General features: G+C 51.3%; 9 protein-coding genes. 5 read left to right on the top strand and 4 right to left on the bottom strand.

Features of this window, described 5'->3' with window-relative positions; all coding sequences use genetic code 11:
• The first annotated feature begins 31 nt into the window (after positions 1-31).
• Both murI and sds read left to right on the top strand, forming a co-directional pair.
• Positions 32-895: a glutamate racemase gene (gene murI / locus AC5JLP_RS31745; protein ID WP_496071863.1), complete on the top strand. Its 864-nt coding sequence runs from the start codon at positions 32-34 to the stop codon at positions 893-895.
• An 877-nt stretch (positions 896-1,772) separates the two neighbouring features.
• Entirely contained in the window at positions 1,773-2,744 is a 972-nt protein-coding gene (gene sds / locus AC5JLP_RS31740) for a solanesyl diphosphate synthase (RefSeq protein WP_496071862.1), read from the top strand.
• A gap of 145 nt (positions 2,745-2,889) precedes the next feature.
• Here the strand turns inward: sds and AC5JLP_RS31735 are convergent, their stop codons facing one another.
• The 3 genes from AC5JLP_RS31735 to AC5JLP_RS31725 form a co-directional block, all read right to left on the bottom strand.
• A complete protein-coding gene (locus AC5JLP_RS31735; RefSeq protein ID WP_496071861.1) occupies positions 2,890-3,759 on the bottom strand; it encodes a transglutaminase family protein in 870 nt (289 codons plus the stop codon).
• A 162-nt stretch (positions 3,760-3,921) separates the two neighbouring features.
• On the bottom strand, positions 3,922-4,884 hold the full coding sequence (locus AC5JLP_RS31730; RefSeq protein ID WP_496071860.1) for an alpha-E domain-containing protein: 963 nt from the start codon (positions 4,882-4,884) through the stop codon (positions 3,922-3,924).
• Positions 4,885-5,256: 372 nt separating this feature from the next.
• Positions 5,257-6,690, bottom strand: a complete 1,434-nt coding sequence (locus AC5JLP_RS31725) for a circularly permuted type 2 ATP-grasp protein (protein WP_496071859.1) — start codon at positions 6,688-6,690, stop codon at positions 5,257-5,259.
• A gap of 343 nt (positions 6,691-7,033) precedes the next feature.
• On the opposite strand from AC5JLP_RS31725, the gene AC5JLP_RS31720 reads away from it, so the two are divergent.
• Both AC5JLP_RS31720 and hetR read left to right on the top strand, forming a co-directional pair.
• On the top strand, positions 7,034-7,246 hold the full coding sequence (locus AC5JLP_RS31720; protein ID WP_496071858.1) for a hypothetical protein: 213 nt from the start codon (positions 7,034-7,036) through the stop codon (positions 7,244-7,246).
• Positions 7,247-7,926: 680 nt separating this feature from the next.
• Complete coding sequence (hetR, locus tag AC5JLP_RS31715) at positions 7,927-8,832, top strand: heterocyst differentiation master regulator HetR (RefSeq protein ID WP_496071961.1); 906 nt, start codon at positions 7,927-7,929, stop codon at positions 8,830-8,832.
• 169 nt (positions 8,833-9,001) lie between these two features.
• Here the strand turns inward: hetR and AC5JLP_RS31710 are convergent, their stop codons facing one another.
• A complete protein-coding gene (locus AC5JLP_RS31710; protein WP_496071857.1) occupies positions 9,002-10,060 on the bottom strand; it encodes a dipeptide epimerase in 1,059 nt (352 codons plus the stop codon).
• A 278-nt stretch (positions 10,061-10,338) separates the two neighbouring features.
• Here AC5JLP_RS31710 and AC5JLP_RS31705 point away from each other — a divergent pair, with 278 nt between their 5' ends.
• Positions 10,339-11,640 carry a S41 family peptidase gene (locus AC5JLP_RS31705; protein ID WP_496071856.1) on the top strand — a complete coding sequence of 434 codons (1,302 nt, stop codon included), beginning with the start codon at positions 10,339-10,341 and terminating at the stop codon, positions 11,638-11,640.
• The last annotated feature ends 122 nt before the right edge of the window (positions 11,641-11,762 follow it).

Raw genomic sequence — 11,762 nt, 5'->3', positions numbered from 1 at the left:
GGCAAGGGTTCGTCAGTAAGAGGAGTGAGGAGTGTCAGGTTATCGCTTTGTTCGCAGCAGCCTTCCAGGTCAAAATGCTGCTCCGATCGGTCTGTTTGATAGTGGTTTGGGTGGATTGACAGTACTGCGCGAACTGTATCGCCAGTTGCCTTACGAATCCGTCATTTACTTTGGCGATACGGCGCGCTTGCCCTACGGCGATCGCACACCGGCCCAAATTTTGCAGTACGTGCGCGAAATCCTCGGTTGGATGGAGCAGCAGGGCACCAAAATGGTCGTCATGGCGTGTAATACCAGTTCTGCCTTGGCGCTAGAGGCGGTGCGCTCTGAGTTCGACCTGCCCATTTTAGGGTTGATTTTGCCTGGAGCCAGAGCCGCTGTGCAACAGGGCCGTCGCATTGGGGTCATTGCCACGCCTGCAACTGCTTCCAGTCAAGCCTACAGCCGCGCCATTGCAGAAATTGATGCGACGACGCAGGTTTGGGAGGTGGGTTGCCCCGAATTTGTACCTCTCATTGAGGGCAATCGGCTGAATGACCCGTATATCGGCGCGATCGCTCAGGTCTACCTGGAGCCTCTCATCGAGCAGCAAGTCGATACTCTAATCTATGGCTGCACCCACTACCCCTACCTGGCACCGATTTTGCGTCAACTTTTGCCCTCGTCGGTGAAGCTGGTAGACCCTGCGGTTTCGGTTGTGGCGGCGGCAGCACAGGAGCTAGATCTCCTGGCGCTTAAAAACCTTCGGCCCCCTGCACCCACTCGCTTTTGCGTGAGCGGTTCGCCTCAAACGTTTAGCCAACTGGCAACGTCCTGGCTTGGCTGCACCCCTGTTGTGGAACAAGTGATTCCTGCCCAAACTGTTCAACCAGCCGCGCTAGAACCCGTTGACTAGAGACGATCGCCCAACCTTAGACACATGGCTCATCTATCGGTTCATCTAAATGGCAGTCAATGAGAGAAAGCATGATCACAACGGTTATGCACATTTGTATGTTTGTCAAATAGGCAATCCTGCTGGCAACCATCTGAATGCATTTGACTAGAAGCAAGCCATTAGCGCAAACGCGACAAACGATTGCGCTGAGCTATCAATAACAACAGATAGACAGCCAGGAGATACACAGCTGCACAAACAGGAATGGCAAGAGACAATTGAGGACTGAACATGGGCAGGTACGGGCGCAGGGTCAGCAAGCAAAGCAGAGAAAAGTCAGAAGCAAAGCAATAGTTTGCGGGTGGCGGCGATCGGAAGCCCCAGCTTGACACTTGGCTCAATAGGCACAGCCACGTTTAAGAGCATCTTGCGAAGACAGGATGCGCCTCTCGAGGTGAACAAACCGACCACGCCACACGCGGCCCTTAACCTCGGTCGATCGCCTAGCCTCAAAGACCATCTGCGGCTTAAGCTCAGCATCTTTCACAAAGTCTTTCGCTAAGAAAGATGAGAAAGATCTACACGGTAAGATGAGGGGGCACACCTACAGTCTGGTTGCCAAAAGCAGCACCAGAGGGTCAGATACCTGAAGAGCGATACCGCAGAGCTTAATTTTTAAAATGCTTCTAGCCCAAGGCTAACACGATGTTAGACGCTCTGTCCAAAAGTTTTTAGCCCTGTGCAAGCACCCCTCGTTTTGCCTTTGAGCGCCGACAAAAATCCGACGAAAATGTATAAAAAGGAAGTTTTATGTTCTATAGATAGGTGGCTTAGCTTAAGATAGATGGAGAATAATTAAAGTTTCGTAACCTTATATCGTCTGAGTCGGATATTCATGACTTCAGCTACTTCCCTTTTTTCTCCGGTTGAAACAGATTTGCAGGTGCTGACGGAGAACCTCAAGAACCTCATCGGGGCACGCCATCCAGTTCTGTACGCTGCCGCAGAACACCTCTTTGGAGCCAAGGGAAAGCGAGTTAGACCCGCGATCGTCTTCCTGGTTTCAAGAGCGACCATGCTCGATCAAGAGATCACACTGCGCCACCGCAGACTGGCCGAAATCACCGAAATGATTCACACGGCGAGCCTTGTGCATGATGATGTGGTGGATGAATCTGAACTGCGTAGAGGCGTACCTACGGTACATAGCAGCTTTGGCAACCGCATCGCGGTTCTGGCTGGAGACTTTTTGTTTGCCCAATCATCTTGGTATCTCGCAAACCTGGACAATCTGGAAGTGGTGAAGCTGCTTTCCCAGGTCATTATGGATCTGGCAGAAGGTGAAATCCAACAGGGGCTGAATCGGTTTTCAACCAGTCTTTCGATCGACGAATATCTCGAAAAAAGCTATTATAAAACTGCCAGTTTGCTTGCGAATAGTGCCAAAGCCGCCGCCACCTTAAGCGAGACTTCTACCGCGTTAGCCGATGACCTGTTTCAATACGGTCGCCACATTGGCTTAGCCTTTCAAATTATTGACGACATCCTCGACTTTACAGGCTCGACTGAAGCACTGGGTAAACCCGCTGGCTCGGACTTGAAGAGTGGTAATCTCACGGCACCCGTTCTTTATGCGCTAGAAGAAAAGCCCTATCTAGAAGTGCTGATTGAGCGCGAATTTGCCCAACCAGGTGATTTAGAGCAGGCATTGACGCTGGTACGCGATAGCAAAGGCATTCAGCGATCGCGCGACCTGGCAATGCATCATACCCGCACCGCGATCGAGCACCTTGCCGACTTGCCTCCCTCAGAGTCGCGTCAGGTGCTGGTCAAACTGGCAGATTACGTTCTCAGCCGCCTTTACTAAGGCAGAGGGTAGAAGTTCAGAGAGCGAGAAAGAAAGCGTTCAAGCTTCGACGTGTACTTCATTGAGCGGCAAACAGGCTGCAAGCCTGGTTTTCCCTACAGACAAGCTCCCGTAAGGAGATCATATGCCTCTATGCGTGTAAAGTTTACATAATGCCTTGAATCGTAAGCTGATAGGTCATGGCTGCCTTAGCACCGTTTGCCTGCTTAAATGAGCCAGTAATGGGTGATGCATAGCGAGATAGCGGACTGGCTACCAGCGCCATATGTCGATCAGCAACCGCTAAGCCATTGGTTGGATCATACCCACGCCAACCACCACCGGGTAAATAGACTTCAGCCCACGCGTGAAGGTGACGATCGTCGCTATCAGGATCTCCCTCCTGATACCCGCTCACAAAGCGAGCCGCCAAACCGATCGCCCGACAGGTTTCCACAAATAGCACCGCAAAATCGCGGCAGGTGCCCGATCGCATTGTCCACGTTACCCCTGCTGGGAGCGGATCACCCGTGTCACGAATCATGTACTGACAGCCAGCGTAAATACGTTGATTCAGTTCGCTTAAAAAGTTAAGTGTATTGCCATCTACGGCGTGCCCAATCTCTTGTGCCAGTTGAAGCGCGATCGGGTCAATGCCCGTTTGATAAAGCACCTGTTGACCGCCCAGGTAGGGCTGTAGCTGCGAAAGCAAGGACGAAGGGTAGTCGATCGGCAAGCGCGTTGCCCAGGTTTCTAATAAGTAATCAAATGGGTTCGTGCGATGGGTTTCCACTGATGACAGCACTTGGACTGTCAGCGTTTGTGTTTCCTCAGGCTTAAACCGCAATGTTGTTAAGGTATTACCATCCAAATCAGACACGATCGATTCTTGGAATGGCGAAGGGGTCACATTAAGAGAACACGATCGCAATGTCTGCCAGCTATCACTACGAGGGCGTAACCGCACCACATGAGGCAACAAACTCACGGGCTGACTGTAGCTGTAGCAGGTCGTGTGGTTGATTTGGTAAAGCACGAAGAGTTGTTGGTTGTTAGAGGGAGGCAGAAGGTAAAAGACAGGAGTTAGAAGCCAGGAGCTAGAAGCCAGAGAGTAAGAGTAAGAAGCATAAGCTGACGGCTGACGGCTCGCTGATAGCTGTCTTAACTCAATGCTTTCTTTCCCCTCACTCCTCACTTCTCACCCTACTGGTTGAAGCGCTACGAAGGTTTCAAAAATCTTCTTACCCACGTCGTTCATGCGAAGCTGCAAGTCATCTAGCGTTTCGTGCAGGCCAGCTTCGATGATATCATCGATCGTCAGGTAGTCGAGGTCAGAGCGGAGCCGTCCCAACGTGCGTTCGACAGGGGTCTGCCAAGTGCCAACGGGCGTACCCGTAATCTGATGGAGCGATCGCTCTGCTTGCAAAATGCAAAAGCGCACCGATCGGGGAAAGTCTCGTTCTAGCACCAAGAATTCGGCAACCGAATTAGGTGAAATGCGATGGATGCCTTGTTTGCGGTACATCTCGTAAGCACTGGCCGACTTGAGCAATGCCATCCATTGAAGTTCATCCAGCGTGCTGCCCACATCTTTCACTGACGGCAGCAGGATGAAGTATTTCACGTCTAAAATCCGCGCCGTTTTGTCTGCCCGTTCTAAAAATCTACCAATTTGCCCAAAGTGCCAACCTTCGTTATGCGTCATGGTGGCATTCATCACGCCAATAAACTGATGGCTTGACAGCTTCACTTCTTCAAAAAAGCGGAGGATAGCCGATAGATCCTGAAGCGATCGCGTCTGCGCCACTTCCGTCACCATCAGATAAAACTCATTCACCTGATGCCACATTTCCGACGAAATGATTTCGCGTACCGATCGCGCATTCTCCCGTGCAATGCGAAGGCAGGAGACGATCGAGTTGGGATAATCCGGATCAAAGGTGAGAAACTGAATGACCTTTTCGGCGGTGGCTTCCCCATAGCGCTCCTGAAACAGCGGCAAATCGCCCGTTGTTAAAATCAGCGGTTCCCACTGTTGCGTCGTCCCCGCAGGCGAATCGAGCAGCAAGTTCAAGTTCACTTCCACAAAACGAGCCACATTCTCAGCACGTTCAACATAGCGATTGAGCCAGTAAATTGAATCAGCAACACGACTTAGCATGGCAAAAAGGATGTGTAGGACTCCAGCAAAACGAACCGATCAGAGCAGTTACTTAATTTGCTCAGCTCCTTAACCGAACAAGCAGTAAAATGAACCAGATGTTTAGTGCTGTTTGAGCAGTGCCAAGAATCGCACGCTCGATGAGCAGAAAATTTTGAATTCTTTCTCCGCTAGTTGCACCTAGCCACAGGAATGAACCATCCTCAATTGCCTTTAATATTGGACTCGTCAAACTAGGAACGAGCAAAGCGCTAGCAATAAAAAAGCCTAGCCACACAAGAATAAACAGCTCTTTCGAGTAAAAGTAGCCCCACAGAAGCGTTGCCACTGTTGCAAGCGGCAGAAGAACCAGGTAAGCGCTGAGAAAAGTGCTTATTTGCATACAACCCACGTATCTTTGCTGCCGCCACCCTGAGATGAATTCACCACCAGCGACCCTTTGCGAAGGGCAACACGCGTCAACCCACCGGGGCTAACGTAGACTTTCTTGCCATAAAGAATATACGGACGTAAATCGACATGGCGACCTTCAATGGTGTCATCAATGAGTGTGGGAACCCTGGACAGAGACAGAGTTGGTTGGGCAATGTAGTTGCGCGGGGAGGCTTTGATTCGTCCGGCAAAGTCGTCCCGCTCTTGTAAGGTTGCGGTGGGGCCAATCAACATCCCATAGCCACCCGATTCATCTGCGGCTTTGACGACCAGGGTATCTAAATTTGCCAATACGTGCTGCTGTTGCTGCTGTTCCCAACATAAGTATGTGGGAACATTCGCTAAAATTGGCTCCTCACCAAGGTAATAGCGGATCATCGCTGGTACATAAGAGTAGATGACCTTATCGTCGGCAATGCCTGTGCCAAGCGCATTTGCCAGCGCTACCTTGCCAGAGCGGTAAACATCCATCAGTCCGGGAATACCCAGCAGCGAATCAGGGCGGAAGGCTTTGGGATCAATAAAAATGTCGTCTATACGCCGATAAACAACATCCACTCGCTTAAGACCTTTGGTGGTGCGCATTTGCAGGTAACCATCTGCCACGACTAAATCGCGCCCTTCGACCAATTCTACGCCCATCTGCTGCGCTAAGAAGGAGTGCTCGAAATAGGCAGAATTGTAAATGCCAGGGGTTAGCACCGCGACCGTTGGATCGATCAGGTGCGGAGGGGCAAGGTTGAGCAGGGTTTCTAACAGGTGGCTGGGATATTCTTCCACAGGTTGAATTTGCATCGTGTTGAAAACTAGGGGAAAGGTGCTTTTCATGACGCGGCGGTTTTCGAGCACGTAAGACACGCCAGACGGACAGCGCAAGTTATCTTCTAGAACGAACCATTGCCCGCTGCGATCGCGCACCAAATCGGTCCCCGTAATATGGCACCAGATGCCACCCGGAGGCTTCAGCCCCATGCACGGCTTTAGGAAGCCACTGGCAGAGTAAACAATCTCAGACGGAATCACGTTGTCGCGCAGAATCTTCTGCTCATTGTAAATATCTGCTAAAAACAGGTTGAGCGCGTAGATTCGTTGTTCCAAACCTTTTTCCAGCGTTGCCCAATCATTTGCCGAAACAATACGGGGAATAATATCAAACGGAATGATGCGTTCTGTGCCCTGGTTGTCGCTGTAAACGTTAAAGGTCACACCCATTTTAAAGAGGGCGATCTGCGCCGCTTGTTGTCGCCGCTGCACTTCTTCAGACGACAGAGAATTGATGCGATCGATCAGCGGCATCGCCTCTGTACGCGGCTCACCTTTCGCCATAAACAGTTCATCGTAAAAGTTCTCTGGTTCGTAGTCGTTGAATTGCACAGCGCTTGATCCAATGCATACCCCCTCATGAATACGGGTGAGGGCCACTGCAAACAGTAGCCTCCGATACATTTCCTTGGTTCGCGCAGTTGTTTGTAGGCAGAGCCAGCTTCTCACCTAGAAGCACAAAAAGTCTGTAAGTCTTGATGTCAGCGCTTAACACAAGCATGCCATCCCTAGCTTCAGAAGACAGTCAAGCAAGAATGCCAGGTTTGCGTTCGGAAAACTGCTGACCCACGACGAAGACATAAACGAGAGTATTAGCGCCAATCTTAGAAATTCGTCCTGATGGATTGACAAATCGTCCGTAACAGGTAAGAGGAACCTAACACGAACTAAATTTATGGGCTTTCATCCGACTGCATTGTTACCAGGCTTGCTGCTCGTGCTTCTCATCTCGGACTTGCGTGATGCTAAGGCGATCGCAAATCAAGCACTCCGCTCTTTGGATCAATCCGCGCCGACGACTCAGCTAGCAGATGCAACCGTGCAAACCTTTCACCGTGGTAGTGGCCGTCGTCAACTCTTTCGGGAATTTACGCTGCTTGGGGCGTAACTGCTGCTAGTTTATGCTATTCAGCGTCTCAGTGTGTAAAAGCGTCTGCTTTCCTGGGGTGCCTTGTTAGTGATTAATCACGCCAGAACACCAGCTGTTTACCTGATTCATCGTCTCGTTGCCCAGTTAGATCCGCGATGTGATCAAGCCCATTGTGTGATCAGAATCGTTGCGCTTACCATGTGTTGGCTGCATGCTGAATGCTAGATGAATGACGTTACCCGTTCTTGAGCGTTGGCGTCACTTTCCTACTGCTTACATAGCAAGCAGTTGAGAGCAGTATATCGTGGTACCCAGCATCGACCTCTTTAAATAAACGAGCTTGAGTGTCTTTGTTACGGTGCGATCGTTCCTGGAGTAATCTGTTACAAAGTAAGCCGCACTTTTACTGAAAAATCTTTGTCTACATAATCTTGCGTTAGAAGGGGACAAAGCTACAGAAAGTAAACTCTAGGGGCACTAATTCATCAGTTTAAAGCTTGAATTGTTGGGGAATACTAGGATAATAGACAACTAAGGGTTTGAAATGAGCCGTTTAACGAGCACAGTGGCAAAATAGTCTAGCTTAAGCGCTATTGCTCTGTACGTTGTGGCGATTGCCGCGAGCAAGATGTAACAAGACGATGCTTATAGCATCATTGACGCGTCCGTAGTGGTTCCAGTGGATTAGTTTGGCTGACATGATTAAAGACCTCGATCTGATCAAACGTCTCGGTCCTAGTGCCATGGATCAGATCCTGCTCTACTTGGCGTTTAGTGCCATGCGAACCAGTGGGCATCGGCACGGAGCGTTTTTAGATGCAGCGGCGACGGCTGCCAAATGTGCGATCTACATGACCTACCTGGAGCAAGATCAAAACCTCCGGATGACGGGGCACTTACATCACATTGAACCCAAGCGTGTAAAAGCGATCGTCGAAGAGGTCAGACAAGCGCTGACAGAAGGCAAACTGCTCAAGATGCTAGGTTCACAGGAACCGCGCTATTTAATTCAGTTTCCTTACGTTTGGTTGGAACAGTATCCCTGGGAAGCGGGGCGATCGCGTATCGCGGGTACCAGCCTTACCTCAGACGAAAAGCGCCAAATTGAGCAAAAGCTACCGTCTGACAAACTGCCCGATGCACAGTTAATCAACTCCTTCCAGTTCTTAGATCTCATTGAGTTTCTCCACGCTCGCTCTCAAGAGTATTTGCCGGAAGACCAGCAGATGTTGCTCAGTGAGGCTCTGGCCGAACACATCAAGCGGCGGTTACTCTATTCTGGCACTGTCACCCGACTCGACTCTCCTTGGGGCATGCCCTTCTACGCGCTCACACGAGCCTCCTATTCCCCTGCGGATGAAGAAGAGCGCACCTTTTTAATGGTAGAAGACACCGCCCGGTATTTCCGCCTTATGAACGCCTGGGCAAAGCGTCAGTCGAAGGCTATGCGTGCCCTTGAAGAATTAGATATCCCGGCTGATCGCGTTGATGAAGCGCTAAGTGAGCTAGATCACGTCATTCGACAATGGGCCGATAAGTACCACCAGATCGGTGGCGAACCGTTTGTGATGCAAATGGCGATCGGGCCGAGAGAGGAGGAATAGGGAGGCAGAGGGGGTAGAGGAAGCAGAGGAAGCAGGGGAGAAGGCTGTAGCTTGCTTCCCGGAGGGTAAGCTAAAGTATAAAGGCTAAAAAGCTGAGCGCTGGTAGCTTTCTTAACTCAGAACTCAAAACTTTTCTGCTTCCTCCGCTCTCCTAGCTTCCCCTGCTCCCCTAGCCGCCTCCTGCCCTCAACCTAACCCCCAACCCTGGCTTCTCACCCGGCAGCACACGCCCATTCTGGAAGCTAGCACCCGTAAAGGGATCATCCAGCAGATTTAAATGACTATCGAGATCCAGGTGATCAGCGAGGGGTGACAGTTGGCTAAAAGCGGTGTTGAGTAAGGCGCTATCAGAGTAGCAGCCAAACATCACCTTTAAACCACAGGCGCGGGCGGTGTGAATCATGCGCCACGCTTCGGTGATACCGCCTGCTTTCATGAGTTTGATATTGATCCCGTGGACACGATCAACCAGTGGCAAAATGTCATAACTGGTGAAGCAGCTTTCATCCACAAAAATAGGCAGTGGCGATTCTCGGTAGAGTGCAGGCAGATCTCCTTCCTGCCCTTTTGCCAAGGGTTGTTCGATGTAGGTGATGCCTCGATCTGCCAACCAGTGCGACATTTTCAACGCTTGCTCTACGTGCCAGCCACCATTCGCATCAACACTAATCTGGGTGATGTGAGGAGCAGCACTTTGTACCGCTAACACCATTGCCTGGTCTGCCTCAATCCCTTCTGGGCTACCAAGCTTGAGCTTCAATGCCTGGAGCGTTGGCACCTGCCCCAGCCAATCTCGCACACGCTGCTGAGCGATAGCGGGTGGGTTGATCCCAATAGTCATGGACGTTGGGACGATGCGATCGCGGTCTAAGCCCCACAGTTGCCACAGCGGTAGGTTTGCTTGCTTTCCAGCCCAGTCGTGTAATGCGATGTCTAAAGCTGCACGCGCAGCAGACGGCAACCGGGCTTCTAGCATCAGTCGTTCGATGCGTTGGCGCTCTAGAGGATTGAGCGCTTTTAAGAGGGGCGCAATTTTTTGCAGCGATCGCGCGATCATGTCCGTTGTCTGCGGTTGCTCCCCGATCGAAAAGGGCGAAGCTTCTCCCCAACCCTCGGTGCCCTCATGCTCGATCGCCACACAAACATTAGTCGTCTGTGCCGTTGTGCCACGGCTGATGGTGAGAGGACAGCGCTTGTGAACGGTAAAAAGCTGGATGCGGAGCTGCATGGGAAGAAGGGGGGGAGGAGGGAGAAAGTTTTGAGTTAAGAGTTTTGAGTTAGGAGTTAATTGAGCAGTCAGTGGTGAGCGGTCAGCCGTTTATCCTTTAGCGTTGAGCGTTGAGCCTTCTCCCCTTGCTTCCTCTGCGCCCCCTGCGCTCCCTTACACCCTACCCCACGCACCCTCGCCAGCCAAACAAGCCCATTGAGGGATTTGTGGAACTTTCGTGATTCGCTTTAATTCAATTTAGAAAGGTAAATCGTTATCTGAATGATAGCAAGGTAAGCATGTTGAGCCATTTCATGCGATCGACACTCACTCGTTTCATGCGATCGCCCCATCGCTGGTTAATCACACTCTTCGCAAGTCTCCTAGTGCCGATGGTATTCTGGGCGGTTACACCGGTGCTTTCACGCGCTGAGCCGTCGCAAGCTAAAGTTTTTGAGCAAATTTGGCAGACGGTCAACGACAATTTTTACGACCCAAAGTTCAACGGCGTTGACTGGAAGGCGATGCGGCAGAAGTATTCACCTCTGGCGGCTCAGACACGATCGCCGGAAGCATTGACTGTGGTCGTGAATCAGATGCTTGCAGAGCTAAAAGCTTCCCATACCCACTACTACACCGCAGCGGAGCCAGAATACTACCAGCTTGCAGGTGTTTTTTGGCGACGCGGCATTCAGCGTCAACTTAAACCCTTCTTACCGAATGGCAAGCTGGAGTATGTGGGCATTGGTGCCTACACGCGTGAGGTGGATGGTAAAACGTTTGTACGTGCGGTGCTGGATGGTTCGCCTGCTGCCAACGGTGGTCTTAAGGTCGGGGATCAGCTTCTAGCGGTCAATGAAAAGCCGTTTCAACCCATTCAATCGTTCGCTGAAAAGGCCGATCGCCCCGTTGAGATCCAGATTCAGCGCATGCCCAACACGGCTCCCCAAGCGATCGCCGTTACGCCCAAGCGTCTCGACCCCACGACGATGTTTCTGGATGCGATGAAGGCCAGTGTCCAAGTCATCGATCGCAGCGGTAAAAAAGTTGGCTACATTCACGTCTGGTCGTATGCCGATGATGCCTATCAGCGACAGCTTGAGCAAGAATTGGGCGATCGTCTCAGCCAAGTGGATGGTCTGGTTTGGGATTTGCGGGATGGCTGGGGAGGTGCCGAACCCAGTTACCTGAATCCGTTTACTGCACCCGCGCTGAATGTGACGTTTACTAACCGCAACGGCACCAAAGGCCAGTTTGACTTGCCTTGGAAAAAGCCAGTTGTGATGCTGGTCAATCAGGGATCGCGTAGCGGTAAAGAAATTCTTGCTTATGGCTTTCGGCAGTTTCGGGTCGGCAAAATTGTGGGCAGCACAACGGCTGGGGCCGTGCTAGCTGGACGCGCCTACATCATGCAGGACGGCAGCCTGCTCTATCTCGCTGTTGCCGATGTATCGGTTGATGGACAGCGCATCGAAGGCAAAGGCGTTGCCCCAGATATTGATGTGCCGTTTGCCGTGCCTTATGCCCAAGGACGTGATCCGCAGAAGGACGGGGCGATCGCAGCAGTGCTAGAGGCGATCAAGAAGCCTGCAAAGGGGTGAGGAGTGAGGGAAAGCATAAGCCGTGAACGTTTTTTGAGTTTAACTTCTGCGTCTCTGCGTCTCTGCGGTTGCCTTCTACTTCAACTGTCCAGAAAACCATCCACGATCGCTCCCATCGCATT

This window comes from Stenomitos rutilans (genome assembly GCF_059505485.1).
This window is presented reverse-complemented; position numbering and strand designations above follow the sequence as displayed.

Coding starts and splice junctions, on each gene's coding strand:
- sds (WP_496071862.1), top strand. CDS start 1,773: ATGACTTCAGCTACTTCCCTTTTTTCTCCGGTTGAAACAGATTTGCAG.
- AC5JLP_RS31730 (WP_496071860.1), bottom strand. CDS start 4,884: ATGCTAAGTCGTGTTGCTGATTCAATTTACTGGCTCAATCGCTATGTT.
- AC5JLP_RS31720 (WP_496071858.1), top strand. CDS start 7,034: ATGGGCTTTCATCCGACTGCATTGTTACCAGGCTTGCTGCTCGTGCTT.
- hetR (WP_496071961.1), top strand. CDS start 7,927: ATGATTAAAGACCTCGATCTGATCAAACGTCTCGGTCCTAGTGCCATG.
- AC5JLP_RS31710 (WP_496071857.1), bottom strand. CDS start 10,060: ATGCAGCTCCGCATCCAGCTTTTTACCGTTCACAAGCGCTGTCCTCTC.
- AC5JLP_RS31705 (WP_496071856.1), top strand. CDS start 10,339: ATGTTGAGCCATTTCATGCGATCGACACTCACTCGTTTCATGCGATCG.